Annotated in this window: 20 protein-coding genes and 1 riboswitch; of the genes, 15 read left to right on the forward strand and 5 right to left on the reverse strand. The window is 48.2% G+C overall.

The genetic code is table 11. The annotated features are described in order from the left end of the window. The first annotated feature begins 50 nt into the window (after positions 1–50). From HPY27_RS24420 to HPY27_RS24430, 3 genes are all read left to right on the forward strand, one after another. Positions 51–791 carry a GNAT family N-acetyltransferase gene (locus tag HPY27_RS24420; protein ID WP_173623858.1) on the forward strand — a complete coding sequence of 247 codons (741 nt, stop codon included), beginning with the start codon at positions 51–53 and terminating at the stop codon, positions 789–791. A 157-nt stretch (positions 792–948) separates the two neighbouring features. Further along, complete coding sequence (locus tag HPY27_RS24425; protein ID WP_017251786.1) at positions 949–1,506, forward strand: sigma-70 family RNA polymerase sigma factor; 558 nt, start codon at positions 949–951, stop codon at positions 1,504–1,506. Then, positions 1,503–2,900 (forward strand): hypothetical protein, encoded by a 1,398-nt coding sequence (locus HPY27_RS24430; RefSeq protein WP_174226191.1) that lies wholly within the window; start codon positions 1,503–1,505, stop codon positions 2,898–2,900. Before HPY27_RS24425 ends, HPY27_RS24430 begins: the two co-directional genes overlap by 4 nt. 57 nt (positions 2,901–2,957) lie before the next feature. On the opposite strand, the gene HPY27_RS24435 is transcribed toward HPY27_RS24430, so the two are convergent. The 4 genes from HPY27_RS24435 to HPY27_RS24450 form a co-directional block, all read right to left on the reverse strand. Beyond that, positions 2,958–4,364: a ferrous iron transporter B gene (locus tag HPY27_RS24435; protein WP_174226192.1), complete on the reverse strand. Its 1,407-nt coding sequence runs from the start codon at positions 4,362–4,364 to the stop codon at positions 2,958–2,960. Beyond that, positions 4,342–5,073: a FeoB small GTPase domain-containing protein gene (locus HPY27_RS24440; protein WP_174226193.1), complete on the reverse strand. Its 732-nt coding sequence runs from the start codon at positions 5,071–5,073 to the stop codon at positions 4,342–4,344. Before HPY27_RS24440 ends, HPY27_RS24435 begins: the two co-directional genes overlap by 23 nt. After that, complete coding sequence (locus HPY27_RS24445; protein ID WP_017251790.1) at positions 5,070–5,324, reverse strand: FeoA family protein; 255 nt, start codon at positions 5,322–5,324, stop codon at positions 5,070–5,072. Before HPY27_RS24445 ends, HPY27_RS24440 begins: the two co-directional genes overlap by 4 nt. 246 nt (positions 5,325–5,570) lie before the next feature. Beyond that, on the reverse strand, positions 5,571–6,446 hold the full coding sequence (locus tag HPY27_RS24450) for a dimethylarginine dimethylaminohydrolase family protein (RefSeq protein WP_174226194.1): 876 nt from the start codon (positions 6,444–6,446) through the stop codon (positions 5,571–5,573). A gap of 191 nt (positions 6,447–6,637) precedes the next feature. Between HPY27_RS24450 and HPY27_RS24455 the strand changes: the two genes are divergently transcribed. From HPY27_RS24455 to HPY27_RS24470, 4 genes are all read left to right on the forward strand, one after another. Further along, complete coding sequence (locus HPY27_RS24455) at positions 6,638–7,381, forward strand: IclR family transcriptional regulator (protein ID WP_174226195.1); 744 nt, start codon at positions 6,638–6,640, stop codon at positions 7,379–7,381. A 572-nt stretch (positions 7,382–7,953) separates the two neighbouring features. Next, on the forward strand, positions 7,954–9,465 hold the full coding sequence (locus HPY27_RS24460; RefSeq protein ID WP_174226196.1) for a hypothetical protein: 1,512 nt from the start codon (positions 7,954–7,956) through the stop codon (positions 9,463–9,465). A gap of 21 nt (positions 9,466–9,486) precedes the next feature. Next, complete coding sequence (locus HPY27_RS24465) at positions 9,487–10,032, forward strand: RNA polymerase sigma factor (RefSeq protein WP_174226197.1); 546 nt, start codon at positions 9,487–9,489, stop codon at positions 10,030–10,032. Continuing rightward, the gene (locus HPY27_RS24470) at positions 10,016–11,725 is read left to right on the forward strand and encodes a hypothetical protein (RefSeq protein ID WP_174226198.1); all 1,710 of its coding nucleotides are present in this window, start codon (positions 10,016–10,018) and stop codon (positions 11,723–11,725) included. Before HPY27_RS24465 ends, HPY27_RS24470 begins: the two co-directional genes overlap by 17 nt. Positions 11,726–11,953: 228 nt before the next feature. Here the strand turns inward: HPY27_RS24470 and HPY27_RS24475 are convergent, their stop codons facing one another. Next, on the reverse strand, positions 11,954–13,207 hold the full coding sequence (locus HPY27_RS24475) for an ATP-binding protein (protein WP_174226199.1): 1,254 nt from the start codon (positions 13,205–13,207) through the stop codon (positions 11,954–11,956). 202 nt (positions 13,208–13,409) lie between these two features. Continuing rightward, a riboswitch (SAM riboswitch) is annotated at positions 13,410–13,529 on the forward strand. A gap of 96 nt (positions 13,530–13,625) precedes the next feature. On the opposite strand from HPY27_RS24475, the gene HPY27_RS24480 reads away from it, so the two are divergent. The 8 genes from HPY27_RS24480 to HPY27_RS24515 all read left to right on the forward strand — a co-directional run bounded on the left by HPY27_RS24480 (position 13,626) and on the right by HPY27_RS24515 (position 22,992). Further along, a complete protein-coding gene (locus HPY27_RS24480) occupies positions 13,626–14,645 on the forward strand; it encodes a sugar ABC transporter substrate-binding protein (protein ID WP_026043340.1) in 1,020 nt (339 codons plus the stop codon). Between the two features lie 93 nt (positions 14,646–14,738). Further along, positions 14,739–16,229, forward strand: coding sequence for a sugar ABC transporter ATP-binding protein (locus HPY27_RS24485; protein ID WP_174226200.1), 1,491 nt, complete (start codon positions 14,739–14,741; stop codon positions 16,227–16,229). 1 nt (position 16,230) lies between these two features. Next, positions 16,231–17,229, forward strand: a complete 999-nt coding sequence (locus HPY27_RS24490; RefSeq protein WP_016741326.1) for an ABC transporter permease — start codon at positions 16,231–16,233, stop codon at positions 17,227–17,229. Positions 17,230–17,373: 144 nt separating this feature from the next. After that, entirely contained in the window at positions 17,374–18,558 is a 1,185-nt protein-coding gene (locus HPY27_RS24495; protein WP_174226201.1) for a glycerate kinase family protein, read from the forward strand. 56 nt (positions 18,559–18,614) lie between these two features. Continuing rightward, on the forward strand, positions 18,615–19,955 hold the full coding sequence (locus HPY27_RS24500) for an SLC13 family permease (RefSeq protein ID WP_217438087.1): 1,341 nt from the start codon (positions 18,615–18,617) through the stop codon (positions 19,953–19,955). Between the two features lie 97 nt (positions 19,956–20,052). Then, complete coding sequence (locus tag HPY27_RS24505; RefSeq protein ID WP_017251803.1) at positions 20,053–20,739, forward strand: response regulator transcription factor; 687 nt, start codon at positions 20,053–20,055, stop codon at positions 20,737–20,739. Positions 20,740–20,742: 3 nt separating this feature from the next. Beyond that, positions 20,743–22,107, forward strand: a complete 1,365-nt coding sequence (locus tag HPY27_RS24510; RefSeq protein ID WP_174226203.1) for a HAMP domain-containing sensor histidine kinase — start codon at positions 20,743–20,745, stop codon at positions 22,105–22,107. A 12-nt stretch (positions 22,108–22,119) separates the two neighbouring features. Further along, positions 22,120–22,992: a PepSY domain-containing protein gene (locus tag HPY27_RS24515; protein WP_174226204.1), complete on the forward strand. Its 873-nt coding sequence runs from the start codon at positions 22,120–22,122 to the stop codon at positions 22,990–22,992. Positions 22,993–23,037 lie beyond the last annotated feature (45 nt).

Below are 23,037 nucleotides of genomic sequence, written 5' to 3' on the forward strand. Positions count from 1 at the left end.
AGGGAATAGATGGGAAGATAGACATCTGAGTTCGTAGGAGGATTCTAAGCATGTCATACAACATCTACACTTTCGCACAAAGATCGGATTTAAACGATCAAGCTGATGCACTAATCGAAGCAAGCTGGTCTGCCTTCATGCTGAATGACGAAGTGGCTAACGAATATTACGGTCATCTGTATGACTGGTTCTCTCCTTATCAATTCATGCTGACGGACGAGGCTGACAAGCTGATGGCTGTAGGAAATGCGATTCCATTTTACTGGGATGGCACTGCGGAAGGGCTGCCAAAAGGCTGGGATGATGTCTTTCTGCAAGGGATTGAAGACTACCGCCAAGAAAAACAGCCAAACGCGTTATCGGCACTCTCTATCTCCATCGATCCCCACTATCGCGGCCTCGGTCTCAGCAAGCAGATGGTTACGGCGATGAAGGATATCGCCAAGGAAAATGGTTTGGCGTACTTGGTGGCGCCTGTACGTCCATCACTCAAGCACAAGTACCCACTCACGCCAATGGACAAGTATGTTCAGTGGAAAACGACCGATGCCGCTCCGTTTGATCCGTGGGTGCGCACACATTGGAAACTGGGAGCGACGATCATGCAGGTGGCGCCGGAATCCATGCTGATCAGAGGAAGCTTGACGCAATGGGAAGGCTGGACAGGGATGAAATTCCCGGAGTCCGGTTCGTACATCATTCCAGACGCATTAGTTCCCGTGCAGGTTGACGTAGAAAAGAAAGAAGTCGTATATATCGAGCCGAATATTTGGATGCAGCATTTTTTATAGAGCGATCCAAAAGGTCTGGTTTTTTGGAAAAGGAAGAACAAACAGCGAAGTAGCCGTTGTGGAAACCACAGCGGTTTCTTTTTGCATTTTCTGTCACCTTTTTGCCGTGAGACGGATCATACCTAATAGCAAGCAATCAACGGATGAGGTGAACGGGTTGAACGAAGCAGAAATAATGCCAGCGAGTCTGGAGGTTACACGGGAAGCCAGACTGAAATGGCTGATGCAGCAATACGGGGAGAAGATTTTTCATCTGGTGAGTCTTACGGTAAAGAATCATGCCTTGGCGGACGATATTACCCAAAACGTGTTTATCAAAGCATATCGGCATCTCGATCAGTTCCGCGGGGACGGACAGATCAAGCATTGGCTCTACAAGATTGCGATGAATGAAAGCAAAAAGCATTTTCGGTCGTGGTCGTTTCGCAACATTTTTCCGACGATGGATGATCATTTGGGCGACCTGATGGATCGGCAGGCAAACAATCAGGTAGAGGAAGAGATTATAAACCGGGTGAAGCGGGAAGAAGTCGTCACGTACATTCAATCCCTCGCACCGAAGTACAGGCAAGTCATCCTCCTGCATTATTACGAAGACCTGTCGATTGCGGAAGTGGCGGACATTCTCGCGGTTTCGCAGGAGGTCGTCCGTACGCGTTTGCATCGAGCCAGGAAGCAATTGAAGGAGACCATGTCGAAGGAGGTAAAAGGATGAGCGACGATCGCATGTGGAAAGAATGGAGCCAATCAGCAAAGCAATCCGTTCGTGAAAAATATCCGTTTCATTTGGAACAATTCGAGCAGGAAGTACTCACAAAAATTCAGCGTGAGAAGCGTCGCCGTCGCTGGCAGGTAACCTCTTGGGCAGCTGGAGTAGCTGTTGCTGCTACTTTGTTCTTCCAGATTGTTCAGCCCTTTGAGGGAAGCTCGTGGGGACTGACGGGGGCAGAGAGAGGACAGGAATCCTTTGAATGGATCACACCAGATGAAGGTTTCATGCATGCTTTGAAAAATGGCTATCCGATTCTGCCTGAGGTGAAATTGGAGAAGGACGGTTTTGTTTATCAGATCAGGGATGCCATGGTCGATCACAGACGGATTACGTTTACGCTGTTAATCTCCGGTGAAAAAATGGAGGAGATCGCGCGAATTCCGGATGAATCGACAAGAAGCGAGATGCTCTATGGGAGTCTTCGTGTAGATTTGGGGGGGCTGATAGAAACAGGGCATGCTCCGAAAGAATTTCAATTAATCGATGGTGTGCATTATCTTATCATCACACCGAATTACCGAATTGACGAGAAAAAAATGCGGGAGTTCATGAATCAGACGAAGCCCGTCTTGCCTGTGCAAATTGTAGATATGCGAAAAGATGATGCAGTGGTGGCAGAATTATTGTTGCCTCTTCCAAAGTCTGTCACCGTAGCGGAAAAAGTAATTCAACCGGACGCAGAAGTAGAGGCTGTGCTAGAAACAGACAGCCTGTTGACGAGTCTGAAGGTAAACCAGATAGTAGCTTCTCCGACGGTGATGGAAGCGGAGCTGGAAGCTGCTTTGCAGGATGGATTCGAGCTGTATCGCTTGGAGAATGTGAAGCTGGTAGATGGGAATGGAAAGGAATATCCGGCAATGGATGACCGAATCAATGAGAATCTGGAACGGGTTCGAGGTGGCGATGCTACCCGGGTTCAGGGCAGCGACAAGTATACCATGCAGTTTTTCCCATCGCTCTTCTTTGAAGACGTACCGGAAAAACTCGAGCTTCGATTCGACGAGGTATCTGCGAATAAATCCATTAGAGAAAACATCGTGCTGGATCGGAATGCCAAATATCCGCAAAGCATTCCATTTGGCAACAAGAAAAAGCTGAACATAGAAAAGGTGTATTATGACAAAGGCAAGCTTTTCATCGTCATCCCGAACAAGGGACCAGAAGAGATTAACTTGCGTGTAGATGGTCAGTACTACAAGGATTTCATTGTCGCAGAGAATCTGGAGACCGTTTCGCTTGCTTACAAGGTACCGAAACAGGATACGTATCAGCTGGAGATGAGCGGACTGGAGTTTGAGAGATTTCCCCTTAAAGGTGTAATACCTATTACAAAATAAGAAAGCCTTTGCACGAACCAGGAGGTCTGGTATTGTGCAAAGGCTTTTTACTGTTTTTTACACCCAACCGAGTGCCCTTGTCACCTGGGCAGTCAAGAACGTTACTCCAATCGCAATGGCGAGCGGAATGAGTGCAGAAAGCACTGTCCATTTCACACTTTTCGTCTCTTTGTAAATATTAAACAAGGTTGTGCCGCAAGGGTAATGAAGCAGAGAGAACAGCATCATGTTGAGTGCTGTCAACCAAGTCCACCCGTGCTGTAAGAAGACATCCTTGATATTGTCGATCCCTTCCACATCCACCATGGCACCGGAGGACATATACCCCATCAGAAGGATCGGCAGCACGATTTCATTAGCGGGCAAGCCGAGAATAAAGGCCATGAGAATATAGCCATCGAGACCAATGATTTGCGCAAATGGATCAAAAAAAGCAGCCATATGGGCAAGGATGCTATCCCCACCGACAAAGATATTGCCCAATACCCAAGTGATGATACCAGCAGGGGCGGCTACAATGACGGCCCTTTTCAGTACGCTCCACGATTTATCTTTACTTGCGATGAGGATCGTTTTCCAAATCTGCGGACGGCGGTAAGGGGGCAGCTCCAACGTATAGTGTGTCGGTACTCCGCGCAAAGCTGTTTTGGATAGCGTCCAGGAAACGGTAAGAGTGATAACGATTCCAAAAAGTACCATACCCATGACGATAAGAGCAGTAATCAGAGATTGCCATCCGCTGGTCGTGCTGGTCGCCATAAATAGAGACGCCAATAAGATCAAGGTAGGCCAGCGACCGTTACACGGGACGAAATTATTGGTCAGAATCGCCAGCATTCGCTCCCGAGGAGATTCGATAATCCTGGTTGAAAGGATGGCAGCTGCGTTACAGCCAAACCCCATCGACATGGTTAATGCCTGTTTTCCGTGTCCTCCTGCATTTTTAAACAGACGATCCATGTTGAACGCGACACGCGGCAGATATCCGAAGTTCTCGAGCAGGGCAAAGACTGGGAAAAAGATAGCCATCGGAGGGAGCATGACGCTGACAACCCATGAGGTACCGCGAAAGAATCCGAGAACCAGAATCCCGTGCAGCCAATCAGGTGCATGTACAGCTTGAAAGCCAGCAGTTAGATAACCCTCGACAACACCGAACATGTCCGCAAGCATTCCGGATGGAACATTGGCACCGGCGATCGTGATCCAGAATACCGCGCCTAAAATCGCCAGCATGATGGGGTAGCCCCATATTTTGGACGTCACAATTTTATCCAGCTTATATGCACTAGAAAGCTTTTGCTTGTCTTCGTATGTCACAGCTTCCTTACAAATACTGCGACTGGTGCGGTAAATGTCACTCACAATCGTGTCTCGAATCGCACTTCCTTCCACTGAGCTCCGGGCTGCGGAAAGAAGCGCATCAAGGGAATCAGAAGCATTAGTGGCAAACGGTTCGGCCATGGGTCAAAGGCTCCTTTCTTGCAGTTGTAGCCGGATCTTGCATGCGCTCTCTCAAGGTTTGCAACAAGCTTTCATCTCCATCTAACAATCGCAGAGCGATCCATCTTGTCGGAAAACGGCTACCCAAGGTTTTCTCGATGAGCGGCTCCAACTGTGCCAGCTTGGATTCAATCTGATCACTGTAGGTTATCTGTACAGGATTGGGCACGATGGTTCCGTTCGCTACTTTCTCCACCTGATCGAGCAAATTCTCGATCCCGATATGATTTCTGGCGGAAATAGATACACAGGGAACGCCTAATCTTTGCGAGATTTTTTCCAGATCAATACGAATGCCAAGCCTTTTCGCCTCATCGATCAAATTGATGCATACGACAACACGAGGGGTCATTTCCAATACCTGCAAGGCCAAATTGAGATTCCGTTCCAATGAAGTTGCATCCAGTACCACAATGGTGACGTCAGGTTGCTCGAAGATAATGTAATCTCTCGCCACTTCTTCATCCGCCGAGTTGGAATACAAGGAATACGTACCTGGCAAATCGATGATCCGAAAAGTCGTATTTCCCCGAGAGAATTCTCCCTCAGCCATTACGACTGTCTTTCCTGCCCAGTTTCCCGTATGCTGGCGAAGCCCCGTCAATGTATTGAACAACGTACTCTTACCAGTATTCGGATTTCCTGCTAAGGCAATCGTGTAAGAATTCATTTTTCGTCACTTCCCACGTACTCCCCGAATATGAGGGAGCTTTCTTCTTTGCGCAGGGCGATGATCGTGTTATTTACCCGAAAGGCGATGGGATCGCCTAGCGGACTTTTTTGCATGACTTCCACGATGTTGCCGGGGACGAAGCCGAGATCCAGCAATCGCCTGCGCAGTATACCCTGAACGTCAATACGATCCAGACAGATGTGGCTACCCATCAAGGCATCAGACAAAGGAATGCTGATAGATGGCATGATGTTCACTCTCCTTTTTCGTTAAGGACAAACTGTTGGCTTAGGGCAAAAATGAAGGTAAAAAAAAGTGCACGTAGTAGTCGTTATGTTCATGATTTTAGTTTAAGGTAAGATTCTTTCCCAGGCAACAAAGTTTTTGCTTAAGGAAACTTTTTCGTTATAAAAAACTGCACCTCCAATCGTTAATGCTCTAACAATGGGGGTACAGTTTGACCTTGATGGTCTACTATCAAGTATATCTACCCGCTAAATGCGTTCCACCGGGCTTGTCAGGCAAGTAGGTCCACCTGTTCCCTTATAAGAAATCTCCTCGCCCTCATAGTCGTACACAGTCGCACCTGCATCGAGAAGGCGTTGTTTGGTAATCGGGTTGCCTGCCACGACCATGCACACTCGTGGAGCGAGGGCGAGAACATTGCTGCCCAGATTATCGTACTCATCATCCGGTACTTCAAGTAACTGAATGTCTCTGTCGATGAGCAGTTGGCGGAAAAATACTGGCATCAGCTTGGAGTAGACGACTGCCAAATCATGATCGACCATGCTGATAATCGACATCAGATGCAGACATTCCGCAGGACCGCGATCATACGGGAGCTGTACCACGATGATTTCATCTGTAAAATCCTTGACCATTTCCGTAATTTGAGCAATAGCCGCTTCGTTCGTACGGAAGCCAAGGCCAATCGCGAGTGTTTTGTCATCCAGCCATACGAGATCGCCGCCATCTGACAACGCGTCGCCTGTGAGCTGTCCCAAAATTGGGATGTTGTTTTCTTCTAAAAAGGCTTTGTATACTTCGGCTTCTCCCTGACGGAGCTCCTTGCCAGATTTGAGGATGATTGCCCCTTTGGAAGTAAATTTCACCGGGTCATGGGCGTAAATGGAATCCAGTCCAGTTTTATCGGATTGTGGCAAGTGCAGGACGTTTTCTACATGCTCGCGCAAAAGCGATTCGAATTTGGCGTATTCATGCAGAGCGCGGTCCCAGTCAGGGCGGTCTGTATAGTTGAAGGTTTTCCACGATTGATCGAGATGTTCTTGACTGATAAATGCTTGATGGGGATGCTTGATGATGACGGTTTTCATCTTTTTAACCATGGATTGGCTGCCTTGGAACATAGTTGCCTCCCTTTTTCCACATTACAGAATATTGTTCATATTTCGAAATGTTCACCATTAGTTTACACATTCTGATTTCTGACTGTCAATCTGTGATTCCACAATGGAGTTTTTTTGCGATTCACAAAATTAGAGCAAATGGTTTAACATAGTTTCATGTGAGAAGATAGATAGAAAAGGGGGGGATGACCGTGATTCAATCGTTTGATCGAGCGATGGCGATTGCAACGGCACTTTCGTCGGATGAGCATAGAAAATGGTGGACGATCAATGATTTAGCGAAGGAATGCCAGCTCCCGGTCAGCACCATTTATCGACTGTTGTACACGTTGATGAAGCATGGACTGGTAGAGCAGGATGCTGCGACCAAGCAATATACATTGGGGATTAAATGGATGGAGTTCGGCTTACGCGTGCTCGATCGGATCGATTATCGGAAGGTGATCAAGCCGATGATCGAGGAGCTCGCCAGAGAAGTAAACGAAAGTGTTTACTTCAGTCAGCCTAGCGGACTCGAATCCATTGTCGTCGATCGCGTAGACAGTCAGCACAATATCCGTATCTACGACCAATTAGGCTTACGGATTCCGATGCATATCGGTGCGGCCAATAAAGTCGTGCTGGCACATATGTCTTTGGAAGAAGCACGACAAACCGTAGTGCAGCTCGTGGGTGAAGAGCAGGTGTCTGCTTTTATGGAGAAGCTCCAGGAGATCAGAGCAGCTGGTCATGCGGTCAGTTTTGCGGAGCGGACGGAAAATACGGCGTCCGTCGCAGCACCTGTGATTGATTACACCCAAAAGGTAATCGGGGCGTTAAGCATTGGAATTGTTACGTATGATTTGAAGGAGGAACGACTCCAGTATTTGATTGAACGAGTAAAGGATGTCGCTCACAAAACCTCGCAACGGCTAGGCTGCCTGTCAAAGGCTTGACTGGCCTTTTTTATTTTTGATGAAACCAATCGTGAAGATTGTACGTAGAAAAAAATGACATTTCTTCAAAGGGAGTGCAACAAGAAGTAACGGGAGGGGCTAACCTGTTGGAATCAATCCTCGGAGGGGTATTTACGATATTGTTTTCCTATATAAATGGATTTTTGAACCTATTGGGATTTCAAATGGATTATGGAAAAAATGCTGAAACAGGAGGCAAGATTAGCTTTTCGAAAATATTCATGGTGGTAACAGCTCTTGTGGCTTTCGATCTCATATGTGCGTGGGTTTTTTAATCATCAAACGACATAAAGCAAAAACTCGATCTACCCAACAGTCCGGGGAAATCGAGTTTTTCTTGCTTCCGGGCCAATCACTAGGACCGACCTCCCTTGCAGCAAAAGAAACTCCAAAAGAAAGAACGAAGTACGAAAACCTCGATTCTAGACATTCAACTCAGAAAAAATCCATTTGTTCCCTATAAAAATTTTGGGTTCATTTGTAACATTTCCCTTTCGCTTTCGACTATTGGGCTAAGAACGTAAAAAGAGGAAGCCAGGAGGATATTCAAAATGAAACCATACGCAACCAAAAAGCTGATGATCACAGTAGGAGCTGCTGCTTTGCTCTTCTCAAGCCCATTGTGGGTTACGCAACCACAAGTAACCGTACAAGCCGCGACAGCCACATCAACGCAACCCCAGTTGAGCAAAGCAGTCCAGAAAACCGTAGACAAGCTAAACAAACACTACCCGGAATTGAAAAACGCGGAAAAAACCATTTCGCGAAACAATCAGATGCGAGATGTCATCCACATCCAATTCCGCATCTTCAGCAACAAGGAGCGGACGAAGGTATCCCTGTATGCGGATGCCAGAATCGATGTAAACAGCGGTGCACTACTGTCCTTCTCTGCCCGGGATATTCCCGGAAAGAAACCTACTGCGCGGCCTACGGAAGCGATGGGAAAAGAAAAAGCGCAGAAAATCCTGAAGGATTTCATCGGTGACGCCATCAAGCAATACCGGATAGAAGAGGTAACCGTTGATGGTGAGGGCACAGAGGCCGTAGCAAACGTACGCTTCGTCCGTGTCGTGAATCAGATTCCGGTAAAAGAAGATTGGTACGTAGTGGCGATCAATGGCGCAGGAAAGCTGGACTATATAAACGCAGGCGAAGCAACAGGATTGCAGATGGACACGAGCAAATTCGCCGCTCCGTCAGGGGTTAAGCAACCAGATGAAATCGGCAAGCATGTAGGAGACCTGCTGCACCTCAGCTATGAGCAAAAAGCAAAGGACATTACCGCTGGCTTTCGCCCTGTCTACAGCCCAATTTTCACAGGCTATTTGGATGCACGATCAGGAGCCGAGGTAGAGTCCGGATGGACCAAGAAAAATAAGTATGGGAAACCAATCACGGTAACGCCTGGAAACCAGCGGGTCTTCGCCAAAACAAATGAGGAGATAGTCACCGCACTCTCCACTTTTATTCCATTGCCTGAAGGAATTGTGTTTAAAATGACCAAAGGTGCTCTAGTTCTCGAAGGGGAGAAGGAGTATGATGCCGTGGTTGGTAACAAAAGGTTCTTGGTGAGGACAATGAATGATCAGATCACGTACTTTCATGTATTAGAAAACCCACCAAAGCAGAAGGTGCTTACAGAAGCAGCTGCCGAGGAAAAAGCAGTGGCGTTTCTGCAACCGTTTGTGGACGCAGAAGTAACGGAGCTGGTACCACAAATGATTAACAAAGAAGAAGGCAAGCAAACGTTTCTATTTTTCCCCGTACACCAAGGTATTATGGTGGAGGGCCAGACCTATTCGGTAAAAGTTGACATGCATACGGGAGACATTGTATCCGCCGGTTTTCCAGAAGCTACTGGTAAATTATCCTATGATGATGCCTCCAATGTCGTAGGGCCCGAGCAAGCCGTACAAGCATTGCTGACAGCCAATCCGCTTACACTGAGCTACGTATTTCCTTCCTCTAACGGACGGTACCAGGCAACACCTGTCCTTGTCTATGAACAGAAAGAAAGAGGCGGAAAGGTTGACGCAGTTACGGGTCAATCCATCAAGTAGGGAGCAGGGAGAGGAAATCCAGTGCAGGACACAATCGATTACGAGTCGCGGATCAAAGCGATCTATCGCGAGCACTACCGAGATGTCTATCAATACCTCTACTACTTCACAGGGAAGCGCGAGCATGCGGAGGATTTGACGCAGGAAGTGTTTATCCGGGTCTTGGATGCCTTGGGCAGATATGAGGAGCGTTCCAGTGTGAAGACGTGGATTTTGCATATTGCCAAGCATGTCGCCATCGATGATTACCGGAAGAGGCGGGTGCAAACGCTCTTTGGCATGGAATTGTTAAAAGGGCTGCCTTCTCTTCTAGGTAGGCCGGAAGCGGAGCTGGCTTCCAAGGAAGAACAGCTGGCAATTGAGCAGGCGATGCAGAAAATGAAGCCACATCATCGGAATGTACTGATTTTACGCGGCATCAAGGCTTACAGTATCCGGGAAACAGCAGAAATCCTCGGCACCAGCGAAGCCAAAGTCCGTGTAGATTTTCACCGAGCGACAAAAGAACTCAAAAAAGTTTTGCATGTCGACTGGATAGGAGGGTTGGCCTATGAATACTCCAAATGACGAGCAATTCTTCGCGGCTCTTCCCCAGTCAAAGGATGCGGAGCCGAGGAGCGAATTCGTAGAAGCGCTGGAAGCCAAGCTGGTGCAACGGGCGCGCAAAAAAATGAATCGTCCGAATAGAGTCGGCATCAAGCTGGCGACATGGACGGTTTCCGCTGCAACGGTGGCAGCAGCAGTATGGATGCTGGGTGTAACTCCGGAGTTGTTCACACAATCTCGTTTTGAATCACAAGCGCAATTGGTTCCCCGCTCTTTCTTATCGACAGAAATAAAAGAAGGCGAGTTAAGCCAAGCGGCGATCAGAACGCTGGAAAAGCTTTACGAGAAATATCCTCCATTTCGGGAAGCGGAAAAATCGGTCTATGTAACGAAAGCCCCCCGAGAGGTATACAACATAGATTTTCGCACGTTCAGCAATAAGGAACGAACAGAAGTGTCACTATATGCCAGAGCGAAGCTAGACGCCAAAAGCGGGGCCTTGCTTGGATTCGATGCAGAGAAAATTCCAGGGCAAGAGAAAATCGAGGGAGCGCCTTCCAAGGAGAGAACAGAACAACAGGCGAAGGCATTCATGGAATCATTCCTGGGTAAAAATATGGAGCAGTATCGGTTCGAACCATTAGATACGCAAGAGGGAGCAGATGCCGTTTCGCACGCCGCCGTCCGATTGCAACGTTACGTAAATGATGTACAGGTAGAAGGCGATTCCTATGTGATCGGCATGAACGATGTGGGTCAGATTGGCTACATCAATTCAGGCGATACAACGGGAATCAATCTGGACATCGGGCAGTTTCAAGCCATAGATGAGTTACCTTCGCCGAAAAAAGCCGAGAGTGGGCTTGCAGAAGTCATGCAGTTGACGTATCAAAGAGTTGGAAAGAAGGATGTGGACTACGTCCTTCGCTATGAAGAAAACTTCTCCGGGTATCTTGACGCGCAGACAGGCAAGGAAGTGAAAACCACCTTGTGGGGTGGGGAGTCCTTTAGCGACAGTATCGCCGTCAAGCCAGGGGGCAAGAAGGCAATGGCTGCGTCGGCAAAAGAGGCTGCGGCTGCCATGGAGTTTTTCGGTCAGAAGGTAGAGGGCTATCCGTTTACGGGGAGCAATGTGCCCGCTTATATGATGGGAGACAACGAACGGGAATACGTTGCCAAAAAAGGTCAGCGAATCATGCAGCTGACTACCGTTGATAGTCGGGCGACAGCGTTCAAGATTTCTTATCCTGAGCTGAAAGAAGGTGATACGACACTCACCGTCGCAGAATTGCAGGAGCGTGCGATCTTCTTTTTGGAGCCGTATTTGGATACGAGGGTGAAGTCTGTTCGGATGCAGGAGCAAATTTACGTGATGGGCAGACAGGTTGAACTGAACTTTTTCCGGGAAGTAAACGGCGTTTTGGTGCGTGATCAGTATTATAAGGTCATGCTCGACGGGCAGACAGGAGAAATTATCGGGGCAAGGTTGACATTCCCGCATGAGCAGGATGCCTTCCCAGATGCGTCCAAGGTGATTTCAGCGGAAGAGGCGGCGCAGGTTTATCTTCAACATAAACGGCTCAGTCCCCGCTATCTATTCCCGCTTGAAAACAATAGGATTCAAGAGCAACCGGTCTTGGTCTATTCGGCAGAGATACTGAAGAGCAATGGGGATGTGGATGCCATTACGGGAGAATGGCTGCCATACGAATAAAGAGAGACACCAGGGGGAGACTCCTGGTGTTTTGTTTTGGCATAATGCCCTCCCAGAAATTGCATAGTAAAGCGTGAGGGGAGGGACAAACGTGGAAGGATTCGGAGAAAGCATGCTCGTCATCGGGCGCGTATGTACGATTATTCCTTTATTACTGCTGGTCACCTTGTTCATGGGCAAGCGCTCGAATGGAAAAAGGCACAGTCCCTCTGCAAAACCTGCAAGAAGTTACTGTGCCTTATATGGGAGCATAATGGTGAACTTGGTTCCTACTCGTGGCTTGCTTGATACATTGACCGTTCCGCCAATCGCATGAATGACATGATAGGAATACGTCAAACCAAGACCAGTTCCAGTTGTTTTCGTAGAAAAGTAAATCGTTCCAAGACGGCTGATCTGTCCTGCATCCATGCCGACACCGTTATCCTTGATGACCAACAGTGCTTTGTTTCGCTCGATGAGCAAGTCCAGGGAGACTTTTCCTTCCGAAATATCCGAGCACGCCTCGATGGCATTTTTGATGAAATTCACCAACACTTGCTTGAACTCGTCTGGATTGGCCTTGATCGTCACAGGTCTCTCAAAGTCTTGCAGCGTAAGCTCTACGTTGTGCATATTGGCAAAAGGGAGCATCACTTCGCGGATGGCATGCAGATGCTCGCTAATATTAATGATCTCATGTCGTTCCTTGAGCGGCTTGGAAATCGCAAGGTATTCGGTCAAAATGGCTTCTGTCCGTTGGATCTCGTCGAGACTGATGCGAATGTATTGATCGATTTTCACCAAATTTTCCGGGGATTCCTGTATTAATTTCAAAAAGCCTTTGACAGCTGTCAGCGGATTGCGAACCTCGTGTGCGAGCGATGCAGCAACATGGCTCATCGTCTGGATTTTTTCGTTTTGCGCGTGGCGAATAAACAGCTCCTTATCCGAAACACATTTGCTGAAAAGCGACATTAACAACCAGAGGCCGAAAAAGTTCTGAATAGGAATCACTATGGTGTAGTAAACGAGGTGTTGAGTTACATACGTGGGAAAAAAGTAATAAGTAGTCCCTAAAGCAACCGTAGAAAAAATCGCACTCGTCATAAAAAGATACAGTGTTTTCCGATAACTGGATTTGTAGTGTCGATACAAAAAGAGTGACAAGACAAAATTGACTGTAAGGATCAGCAGCGCAACCCATGTTCCTTCTCCACCTAGGTAGTACCGATAAACCAAGGCTTCAATCAGAAGGAGCAAGGCAATCTCGATTCCGCCATAAACCAGTCCGAAAAGAATGATGACATGTCGGATATCAAAGAACATGCCATTGGTGACGCTCGGGGCGAAGGTCATCGCGAGAAACATGCAGGCTGAGCTGGTGAAGACAATAAAGGAACGGCTGTAGTTCCTCATTTTGTCACGGTAATAGATGTTGAAAAACACAAACGGGATAATGGCGAAAAACCATTGAAGAATAACTTCTTTTAATAGACTCATGTAGCATCCCCATCGCAAATATTTGCTAGGCTTGTATCAATCTACGATAATTCGACAAGACACAACAAAATCCCTCTCGTTGTTACAGAACAAAATGGAATATTTATCAAGAAAATTCTTTCGGTAAACCTAGTTGACAGATAGGTAATTGCCAGATTATATTCTGTATATACTTATACAAACGTTCCGAAAATAGAAACTACTCTTATCAAGAGATGGCTGAGGGAATGGCCCTATGAAGCCCGGCAACCTAGCACGAGAGATTGTGTTCTTTCGAGCCAAGGTGCTAACTCCAACAGGTAGAATACCTGACAGATAAGAGGCGAGAATCTTGTCGATTTTTGTCCTCTTTCTCTGTGAAAGAGGATTTTTTGCTTTTATCATTTGTTTTCAAAGAGAAAAAGGGGGAACATTTGCGATGAAAAAGAAACTGGGATTACTGACTTCACTTATTGTGGCTGCGTCCGTTCTCGTTACGGCATGCGGCGGAGGAACAAGCACCGGAACCGGTAGCACGAACCAGTCAGGTGGGGAGAACGCGAAGAGAATCGCATTAATCATGCGTCAAAACGTAGGAACGTTCTCCGCACAATACATCAATGGCGTGAAGACAGAGGTGGAGAAAAACGGCGGTGAGTTGACCGTATTCAACGCGGATACCGATCTGGCAAAAATGGCGTCCAACCTCGATGCGGCTGTGAACCAAAAGTTTGATGGCATTCTGATCGACCATGGTACGGCAGAAGCGTTGCAGCAGGGTACGCAAAAGGCCGTGGATAAAAAAATTCCGGTTGTCCTGTTTGATACAGACATCAACATTCCGGGTGTGCCAGTTGTGGCGCAGGATGACAACAAGTTGGCAGAGCTGAGCCTGGAGAAGCTGGCTGCAGATACAAATGGCAAAGGCAGCATCGTAAAAATTTGGGTAGCTGGCTTTGCGCCTATGGAAAAACGCCAAGTGACGTATGAAGCTTTCCAGAAGAAATACCCGGACATCAAAGAGATTGCTGCATTCGGTTCTGCTACCAATAATACGGCACTCGATACACAAACGCAGATGGAAGCGATCTTGAAAAAGTATCCCAATAAAGGCGACATCACAGCAGTATGGGCGGCATGGGATGAATTTGCCAAAGGGGCGACACGTGCCATCCAGCAAGCAGGCCGTACGGAAATCAAAGTATACTCCATCGATTTGAGCGATGAGGATCTGCAAATGATCCAGGCGGAAAACTCTCCGTGGACAGCGACGGCAGCGGTAGACCCATCCAATATCGGGCGCATCCATGCCCAAACCGTGTTCCAAAAAATCAAAGGCGAGCAAGTGCCAGACAACGTGAAGCTGAATCCAGTGCTGGTGAAACAGGAAGACCTGCCGAAGGATAAGAAAGTAACGATGGGCGACCTGTCCCAATACGTACAAGATTGGGGCAAGTAAGAACCAAATTGACTTTTCCCGTTGATCTGTATCCGTCAACGGGATTTTTCCTTATAGAGGTTGGAACACGCAGGTAAACAGGAGGTGTGAAAAATGTCCACATTGCAGATGAAAGGGATGGCGAAGCAGTTTTCTGGGGTTCCTGCCCTGCGATCCGTCGATTTTGAGGTGCGCGCTGGAGAGGTTCATGCACTTCTCGGTGCTAATGGTGCGGGAAAGAGTACCCTGATGAAAATTCTCACGGGAGCGTATCAGGCAGATGGAGGTACGATCACCATCGATGGACAGGCGGTGTCGATTCAATCTCCGCAGGACGCCAAAGCACAGGGCATTCAATGTGTATATCAGGAAGTGGACACCGCCTTGATCCCGTATTTGAGTGTTGCTGAAAACATATTGGCGGGCCAGCTCGTCCAGGCGAGAACCAAGGGACTAATCAACTGGCAGAGCTTGTACAACGAATCGGAGCAGATTTTAAAAAACTTCGGCTTCTCTATTCCGGTGAGGATGCTCGTCGAAGAATGTACGCTGTCGGAAAAGCAATTGATTTTGATTGCACGGGCTACCGTTCAAAAGGCGAAGTACGTCATTTTCGATGAACCGACAGCGCCATTGAGCACGAAGGAGAGCGAACGGCTGTTTCAAATCATTGCGCAGTTGAAAAATGCTGGAGTCGGGATCATTTATATCTCCCACAGGTTGCCGGAAATCTTTGAAATCTGTGATCGGATCACCATCATGCGCGATGGACAACATGTCGTGACCACAGACACGGCGAAGACCAATATGGACGAAGTGATCGCGAACATGCTGGGCAAAAGCTTTGACGAGGAGTTCCCGAAGATGGAAGTGCCGATTGGCGAAACGATTTTTGAGGCGGCAGGTGTGGCTGGTGGCAAAGTACGCGGAGTCGACCTGCGAGTTCACGAGGGAGAGATCGTTGGTGTCGTCGGTCTGGTTGGGGCAGGGAAGACTGAGCTCGCCCGATTGCTCTTCGGTGCGGATGAGGCAAAGGCCGGTGCCATTCGATTGCATGGAACACGTATCCAACTGCGCTCGCCAAAAGACGCCGTCGATGCAGGGATCGTACTCGTCCCGGAGGAAAGGCGAAAAGAAGGAATTTTCGTAGAGGAGTCGGTACAGAACAACCTGTCTGTCGCCTCGTTGAAAAAGAAGTCCTGGCTCGGTTTTATCAAAAGAGGGACGGAAGCGGCTAACGCAAGAGAGCTGGTGCAGCGCCTTGGTGTAAAAACAGCCGATATCAAGCAGCTGGTCGGTTTTCTCAGCGGCGGAAACCAGCAAAAAGTCGCTATCGGCAAATGGCTGGATACAAACGCTCACCTCTTTATGTTTGACGAGCCGACAAAAGGGGTGGATATCGGCGCGAAAAGCGATATTTACCGTCTGATCGGAAATCTCGCCGAGCAGAAAAAGGGCGTTCTGTATTTCTCCTGTGAGTTTCAGGAAGTCATCGGGATCGCAGACCGGATTCTCGTCATGTTCGAGGGCAAAATCGTGAAGGAATTGAGTCGCGAGGAAGCAACACAAGAGCTGATTATGTACTACGCAAGCGGAGGTGAATAACGTGGCAGATAAAAAGTTTAGCTTATTTGATTTTGTTTATAAATACGGAACGGTTGCCGTCATTGTCATTGTCATGTTGTTATTCAGTTTGACCAACCCGTATTTCTTCACGTACGACAACTTGACGGACATTCTTCGCTCCATCTCGATTGTGACATTTGTCGCGATTGGCGTTACGTTCTCGCTGATTGTCGGAGGCTTTGACTTGTCTGTAGGATCGACAGTTTCATTGACCACAGTCGTTTCTGCTTCGATGATGGTTTGGTACGAACAAGGAGTCTTTACGACACTGGTGGTTCCGATTGTACTCAGCCTGCTCGTCGGGCTGGTCAACGCCTTCCTGGTCGTGAAAATCCGCATTCCTGATTTGCTGGCTACGCTGGCGATGCTCTACATCGTCAACGGTATTCATATGACGTATTCCCAAGGCTACTCGATCTACGCAAACATGCCGATGCAGGACGGCTCACAGGCTCCGGGAAAATTCCAGGAATGGTTCCTCTGGCTGGGCCAAGGGGAAATTCTCTCTGTACCGGTTCCCGTTATCCTGACCTTTTTACTTGTCGCGATCACGCATGTGTACTTGACCTATACGAGACAGGGACGGATGCTGTACATGACAGGCGGCAATTTGGAAGCAGCCCGTCTGTCGGGGATTCCTGTGAATCGCTATCGTACCTTGGCTTATGTGCTCTCCGCTCTTTTTGCAGGCTTGGGTGGGATGCTCTTGGCAGCGCGGATCGGTACCGGGCAGGTGAGTAGTGGCGGCTCTATGCTGATGGATGCAGTAGCGGCTGCTTTCGTAGGATTCTCCGTATTCGGTGCAGGAAAGCCAAACGTATTCGGTACATTTGTGGGAGCCATCCTGATCGGGGTGCTGCTCAACGGCATGACGATGCTCAATCTGCCGTATTACGCTTACGATATTATTAAGGGGACGGTTTTGGCGCTCGCCTTGGCTGTGACCTATTATCAACTGCGCAGAAAACGAAACGCTTAGGATCGTAACGTTCTTCTTACTTTTCTCTCATCAATTTCTCATCTTCCTATTATTCCCTTCTCTTTTTTGAAGCTTAGTATTGGTCTTACTCAAGTGAGACCAATGCGAAAGCAAATTCAAATAAAGAGAAGGGATGTTGTTTTTATGCGTATACTCGTTGTGCCTTCGGGCTTTAAGGAAAGTTTAGATGCCGAGCAGGCAGCTGAGTGCATGAAAGAAGGAATTCTGCGCGTACTCCCGCTCTCCCAAGTACAGACACTGCCGATGGTGGACGGAGGAGAAGGCTTTACAAAGGCGATTGTGAAAATTTCGAATGGCTCGATTATCGATAGGGAAGTAACTGGCCCTGTAGGAGAAAAGGTTCCTTCTCATTTCGGGATATTCGGATCAAAGACGACAGGTCAAACGGCTGTGATTGAGATGGCGGCAGCAGCAGGATTGCGACTGGTTCCAAGAAGCTTGCGTGATCCGCGCAAAACGACGACACATGGCGTCGGTGAATTGATCAAAGCGGCGCTGGACATGGGGGCAGATCGTATTTTGCTAGGCTGCGGCGATTCCGGTACTTCCGATGGCGGGGCAGGCATGGCGCAAGCACTTGGCGCGAAATTTTTGGATGCAAGCGGTCAAGAAATCCGTATTGAAGGCGGAATCTCGCTGGCAAAAGTAACGAAAATCGATGTTTCCGGCATGGACAAAAGACTCAAGCAGGTGCAAATCGATGTGGCTTGCAATTGGTTTAACAAGCTGTGTGGGGAAAACGGAGTCGCTCGCGTGTTTGGCCCGCAAAAGGGAGCAACACCGGAGCAAGTGGTTGAGCTGGAAGAAGCACTCGAACAATTCGCGGCTATCATCGAGCGAGACTTCGGTATCGACGTCAGAGAGAGGCCGGGCAGTGGTGCATCGGGTGGCTTGGGTGCCGGTCTGCATGCGCTGACGGGTGCGAATCTGTATCCACGCTACGACATCATCATGAAGTACATTGATTTGGATCGGATGCTTCAAGAGACAGACCTTGTGTTTACGGCGGAAGGCAGCATTGATTTTCAAACACCGCGAGGAAAAATTCCCGTGGAAGTGGCAAAGCGAGCGAAAAAGCATGCCCTGCCGGTAGTGGCTTTGGTGGGGACTGTTGGCAAAGGTGCCCGACTCAATTATGAGCACGGAATTGATGCGTACACGAGTATTTTGCCGATGCCGTCTACGTTGGAGGAAGCGTTCATGCATGCGCAGAAATGGCTGACCGATTGCTCGGAAAGCTCCATGAGAACCATCATGGTGGGCCTGCAGCTCGCAAATCGTTTAATGGCGAAGGAGCAAGTATCGTGATTGCACAGACTGTTGCAAAGGAAAGACCTGCCTGGGTCCTTCCAATTGTCCTAATTATGTTCGTTGAATTATTGCTCATGCTGCCGTCTTCCCTGACATTTGAAGCCAAATGGAGCTTGTTCTGTTTCTGTGTCGCTGTGATCCTGTGGACGACAACCTCGCTGAACTCTGCCTATGTAGCGATAGGCTCCGTATTACTCCTCGTCGTGACAGGAACGGCTGACCAGGAAATATTGTTCGACTCGCTCGCCTCCGATGTCATTTGGTTAATGATTGGCTCGTTCATTCTCGGCGGTGCTCTTCAAGTGACAGGCTTGGCAGGCAAACTCACAGATCTCGTCGTGAGCAAGGCAAAGAACGTCAAAAGCTTGTTTTGGCTCTTGACGATCGTCGTTCAATTTCTCGCTTTCTTTATCCCATCTACTTCTGGACGCGCAGCGGTGCTACTGCCTGTTTTTCACTCGCTGACCTCAGAAATCGAGAATAAGCAAATCACGAAAGCCATGGCGATCCTGATTCCGACGATTATTTTAGTATCGACGAGCTCCACTATGATCGGAGCCGGCTCCCATTTTATCGCACTCGATATGCTCAAGGAGTTCAATGGGGAAGGGATTAGCTTCGCGGAGTGGCTGCTGTGGGGACTGCCGTTCGGGGTAGTGGCCAGCATCATTACTTGTCGGATTGTTCTGGCTCTATTTCTCACCAAAGAAGAGATGAAGCGCCCACTCGCGAGTAAAAAGCTTTCCCTCACCTTGTCCCGCAATGAAAAATATACGGTTGCTGTGATTGGGGCGATGGTCATTTTTTGGCTGACAGAGCGTTTTCACGGAATCGAGATTGCTACCACGACAGTCGTCGGCGCCTTTCTTTTGACACTCCCCAATGTGGGCGTCATGAAGTGGAAGGATGGCGTTCAGTCTGTCTCATGGAACCTGATTCTGTTTGTAGGAGCAGCCATTGCACTCGGAAAGTCGTTGTTGGAGAGCGGCGCAGCAGAGTGGATCATGAAGAAGCTGTTCACGATCACCGAGCAGTTGGAAGGGGAATCGTCGCTGTTGATCATTGTGGTCATTACTTTGCTGACACTGACCTCCCATCTGTACATTACATCGCATACAACGAGAGCCGTCATTCTGGTTCCGCCGCTTCTCTACTTTGCGAGTAGCCTCGATTTAAATGAAGTGACCGTGTTGTTCGTAGGAATCGTCGGCATGAACTATTGCCTGACCTTCCCTGTCAGCTCCAAAGCATTGCTCATGTTCCAGGAAAGCGGCAAGGAGACCTTTTTGCCTAAGGATTTGCTGCGATTGAGCTTGTACGCAGGTGCGGCCCACGCGATCCTGATGGTCGTCTTTTATTACGCGTACTGGCAGTGGGTGGGGTTATCGATATAAGTAAAAAATTATATCTTTCGTACGGATTGCTCTTTGATCCACAGCCAATATTTGCTAAACTCAACTGGATAATGGATGCAAGGCTTAGGAGGATTACATGTCGGAGCGAATATTAATTGTGGAAGATGAAGAGAAAATTGCTCGTGTGATTCAATTAGAGCTGGAATACGAAGGATACGAAAGCGAGATCGCCAAAACAGGGCTCGAGGCGCTGGAACAATACAATCAAGGCGGATGGAACTTGATTTTGCTTGATGTACTGCTGCCAGGTTTGTCAGGTATAGAAGTGCTTCGTCGGATTCGGGTAAAGGACTCTGCGACGCCAGTCATTTTGTTGACGGCCCGAAATGCTGTCGTGGACAAAGTAAATGGACTCGATCAAGGCGCGAACGACTACATCACGAAACCTTTTGAAATCGAAGAGCTGCTGGCTCGCATCCGTTCCTGCCTCCGCTTGTCCCAAATGACGAGGAAAGTAGAAGCCAGCTCCAAAGTAGAAGTAGCGGATTTAAGCCTAGATGAAAAATCGCGGGAAGTGACGAGAGGTTCCAGTCAGATCGAGCTGACGCCGCGTGAATTCGATTTGTTGCTTTATCTGATGCAGAATAAAAACCAAGTTCTGAATCGTGAACAGATTCTAACACACGTATGGGGATTTGATTATTTCGGAGACACAAATGTCGTTGACGTGTATATCCGATACTTGCGTAAAAAGGTGGACCAAGGGTATGAAACCCCACTTTTGCATACAGTACGAGGCGTTGGTTATATGCTGAAGGGGTAGATTATGAAAATCAAAAATAAAATTCATTTGTTCTCCACGGTCGCACTCTTGCTCCTGTTGCTCATGGTCAATAGCTTCATTTACTTCATGTTCTACAAAGTGACAACAGACGGAGAGCTGGACCGTTTGCAGCGAGAAGTTCTGCATATCCAGAGTGGACTCAATCAGATCGGTGTAGAAAGTTTCGACCCTGCCACGCTGCTGCAGCCGTATTTGCCGTCGAACGGGATGATCCGGATTATCGACCAGCAATCGCGGGCCATCGTCACGCAGGAAGTAGACAACACGCAGCCAATCCCGGCACCGCAGCCCATCTTTGATAGAAAAGCGAGTGACGGTGTCTTCGATGTCAACGGAGCGAAATACGCGTACGTTAAGGTCCCGATCATTTGGACGAATGGAAAAATTGTCACGTTAGAAGTCATGGAAAGTATTGCGGGTTTGCAAGAAAATTTGAGCCTGTTGCAAAACGTCCTGCTATTTGCTTCGCTGGTTGTGCTGATTCCTGCTTTTTTTGCCGGACGCATGTTGAGCAATCTGATTTTGCGACCAGTCAACTCGATGATTCAAACGATGGAAGACATTCAAGCGCGCAGTATTTTTAAGAAAATACCGCTTGAGCACACATCCAAAGATGAATTGCACGCGTTAGGAAGTACCTTTAACAAGATGATGGATTTATTACAGCAAAACTTCGAGAAGCAGCAGCAGTTCGTCTCAGATGCTTCCCATGAATTGAAAACGCCGCTGACAGTAGTAGAAAGCTATGCGAAGCTATTGAAGCGTTGGGGAACGAAAAAGCCGGAGGTTCTGGCAGAGTCGGTGGAAGCGATCTATTCGGAAGCCGTGCGCATGAAGGATATGACCAATCAAATGCTTCTTCTCGCCAACAATAGCGCCGAATGGAATCTGGATGTCAAAGAAATCGACTTGATCCCAATGTGCCAAACGACCATTGCACAATTGACCAATGCGTATGGCAGGTCCTTTCAACTGAGCGCAAACCATGAATCGGTTCCTGTCATGGCCGATGAACAAAAACTAAAACAAGTGCTCGTCGTTTTACTCGACAATGCGATGAAATACAGCTCGAATAAAATGGAAGTGGATGTAGGGATTCAAGGAGATCGTCCATTTTTCTCAGTGAAGGATTACGGAATGGGGATTCCCGAGGAAGATTTGCAGCATGTTTTTGATCGTTTCTTCCGTGTAGACAAAGCCCGCAGCCGCGAAACAGGGGGTGTAGGACTCGGTCTTTCCATTGCCAAACAGATCGTCGATGCCCATCAAGGCGATATTGCACTCGATAGTGAAGAAGGGAAATGGACGCTCGTGACCGTTTTTCTGCCGGGGCAGGCTAAGAAATAGCAGGAGGTACGTATGAATAAAAAATGGAAAATAGGGCTGCTGGCGAGTTTTCTGTTGGTCACTACGGCATTTGGCATGCAACGGATCTTCGCGAGTATGGATTTGCAGTCCTTGTCAGAGGAGGAAGTCGAACAGATCGTGACGACCCGCTACCCGGGAAAGATTGAATCGATCTCCATGACGGATGTAGGGGAAAACAGTATTTACAATCTCCAACTCCTTAATGAGCGCGGAACATATAGTGTGATGGTAAATGCACATACAGGTGAAATTATTGATTTGAAGGAACTCTCCTTGGTCGCAGCCACTGCGCAGCCGAAGGCAAACGAAACGGCGACGAATCCAACGCAGCCGGGTTCAAATCCGACAGCTAGCACAGCGCCGCAACCGAATAACGGCGGGAAGGATGCTTTAGGCAGCGCGACCAAGCCAGCAGGGACGGGGACGGTGGGGACTGTTGCGTCAGGTAAACAACAGCCAGCTACAACCCAAACCCAAACACAGCAGCCGAAACCGAATCAAAGCGTGAAACCACCAGCGCAGCCACAGACCAAAATTACCGAGCAGCAAGCGAAACAGATTGCGACGGAAAGAACAAGTGGCGGCAAGATCGATGATGTTGATTTAATCGAGACAAAGAGTGGAGCAGTCTATCGGGTGATCACGAAAAAAGACTCCAAAACGGTAGATGTACGCGTACATGCTATTACCGGAAAGGTGCTTTCGACGACCACCATCGATAATAGCTCTACCGATGATGATGACGATGATGATCCGACACCAGCCGATAAAAATGGTAGTGCTCCGGCGGATACCTCTTCAAGTGATGACACGAGCACCATCGATACCGACGACGATGAACTGGATGATGGTGATGATGATTAAGATTTAGCATTCAAATAGAGAAAGCCGTCAGTGTCTGCATTGACG

The sequence above is a fragment of the Brevibacillus sp. HB1.1 genome (assembly GCF_013332445.1).
Lineage (GTDB): Bacteria > Bacillota > Bacilli > Brevibacillales > Brevibacillaceae > Brevibacillus > Brevibacillus porteri.

Excerpts from the sequence above, each read along its gene's own strand:
- HPY27_RS24450 (WP_174226194.1), bottom strand. The coding sequence starts at position 6,446 with ATGTTCCAAGGCAGCCAATCCATGGTTAAAAAGATGAAAACCGTCATC.
- HPY27_RS24440 (WP_174226193.1), bottom strand. The coding sequence starts at position 5,073 with ATGAATTCTTACACGATTGCCTTAGCAGGAAATCCGAATACTGGTAAG.
- HPY27_RS24470 (WP_174226198.1), top strand. The coding sequence starts at position 10,016 with ATGAATACTCCAAATGACGAGCAATTCTTCGCGGCTCTTCCCCAGTCA.
- HPY27_RS24460 (WP_174226196.1), top strand. The coding sequence starts at position 7,954 with ATGAAACCATACGCAACCAAAAAGCTGATGATCACAGTAGGAGCTGCT.
- HPY27_RS24510 (WP_174226203.1), top strand. The coding sequence starts at position 20,743 with ATGAAAATCAAAAATAAAATTCATTTGTTCTCCACGGTCGCACTCTTG.
- HPY27_RS24420 (WP_173623858.1), top strand. The coding sequence starts at position 51 with ATGTCATACAACATCTACACTTTCGCACAAAGATCGGATTTAAACGAT.
- HPY27_RS24475 (WP_174226199.1), bottom strand. The coding sequence starts at position 13,207 with ATGAGTCTATTAAAAGAAGTTATTCTTCAATGGTTTTTCGCCATTATC.
- HPY27_RS24485 (WP_174226200.1), top strand. The coding sequence starts at position 14,739 with ATGTCCACATTGCAGATGAAAGGGATGGCGAAGCAGTTTTCTGGGGTT.
- HPY27_RS24500 (WP_217438087.1), top strand. The coding sequence starts at position 18,615 with ATGTTCGTTGAATTATTGCTCATGCTGCCGTCTTCCCTGACATTTGAA.
- HPY27_RS24495 (WP_174226201.1), top strand. The coding sequence starts at position 17,374 with ATGCGTATACTCGTTGTGCCTTCGGGCTTTAAGGAAAGTTTAGATGCC.
- HPY27_RS24505 (WP_017251803.1), top strand. The coding sequence starts at position 20,053 with ATGTCGGAGCGAATATTAATTGTGGAAGATGAAGAGAAAATTGCTCGT.
- HPY27_RS24435 (WP_174226192.1), bottom strand. The coding sequence starts at position 4,364 with ATGGCCGAACCGTTTGCCACTAATGCTTCTGATTCCCTTGATGCGCTT.
- HPY27_RS24480 (WP_026043340.1), top strand. The coding sequence starts at position 13,626 with ATGAAAAAGAAACTGGGATTACTGACTTCACTTATTGTGGCTGCGTCC.
- HPY27_RS24430 (WP_174226191.1), top strand. The coding sequence starts at position 1,503 with ATGAGCGACGATCGCATGTGGAAAGAATGGAGCCAATCAGCAAAGCAA.
- HPY27_RS24445 (WP_017251790.1), bottom strand. The coding sequence starts at position 5,324 with ATGCCATCTATCAGCATTCCTTTGTCTGATGCCTTGATGGGTAGCCAC.
- HPY27_RS24515 (WP_174226204.1), top strand. The coding sequence starts at position 22,120 with ATGAATAAAAAATGGAAAATAGGGCTGCTGGCGAGTTTTCTGTTGGTC.